Source organism: Streptomyces sp. WAC06614, assembly GCF_003949795.1.
Taxonomy (GTDB): Bacteria; Actinomycetota; Actinomycetes; order Streptomycetales; family Streptomycetaceae; genus Streptomyces.
The window spans coordinates 1-889 of record NZ_RPRY01000732.1 but is presented as its reverse complement, the minus strand read 5'-3'; the positions used below and the strand labels follow the sequence as shown (position 1 = coordinate 889).

Below are 889 nucleotides of genomic sequence, written 5' to 3'. Positions count from 1 at the left end.
GGGTGGCGGTGGCGAGGTCGAGGTGGGGGTCGGTTACACCGATGTGCCCAAGTGACATGAAAGTGCCTCCTTATGTACCGGATCGACAGGCTCCACGATGTCTGTACGAACCACGGAACGGACGGGAGAGTTCCCCATGTTGTTGATCACAGGTGCCTCGGGCGGACTCGGATCGCTGATCGCCGAGAAGCTGGCGGGCCGGGCCGGCGTACGGTTCGGGACCCGGCGGCCGAGCGGCCCGGACCAGCTGCGCGTGGACTTCGACGACCCGGCCGGCCTGGACTTTTCCGGGGTGCGGACGCTTCTGATGATCTCGGCGGGGTACGGGGAGGACGACGTCGTGATCGCCCGGCACGAGGCCGCGATCGCGGCGGCGGAGCGGGCCGGGGTCCGTCACATCGTGTACACGAGCCTCACCCGTGAGGGTGATCACCTGCCGTACGCGCTGGCGCACCGCTGGACCGAGCGGCGGCTGGCCGCGTCGCCGGTCGCGGCGACGGTGCTGCGCAACGGGCTGTACGCGGAACTGCTCGCCGCGCTGGCCGCGCCCGGCCCGGACGGGCGGATCACCGCGCCGCTGGGCGAGGGCCGGATCGCGGCGGTGGCCCGGGAGGACCTGGCGGAGGTCGCGGTCCGGGTCGCCACGGACCCGGCGCCGCACGCCGGCCGCACGTACGAACTGGTCGGCGACCGGGCCCTCGGCGGCGCCGACCTGGCGGCGGCGGTAGCCGCCACGTACGCCCCGACCACCCTCGCCGAAACCCGCACGGCCCTGTCGGGCCCGGGCTCGGTCCCGTTCCAGATCCCGATGCTGATCGGCACGTACTCCGCCATCGCCGCCAACTTCCTCGCCACGGAAGACCAGGGCCCCCTCCCCGCCCTCCTGGGC

General features: G+C 73.2%; 1 protein-coding gene. It reads left to right on the top strand.

Going from position 1 to position 889, the window contains the following annotated elements; all coding sequences use genetic code 11:
* Positions 1–136: 136 nt before the first annotated feature.
* A partial coding sequence (locus EF918_RS36190; protein WP_125653020.1) for an NmrA family transcriptional regulator occupies positions 137–889 on the top strand: 753 nt, incomplete at its 3' end.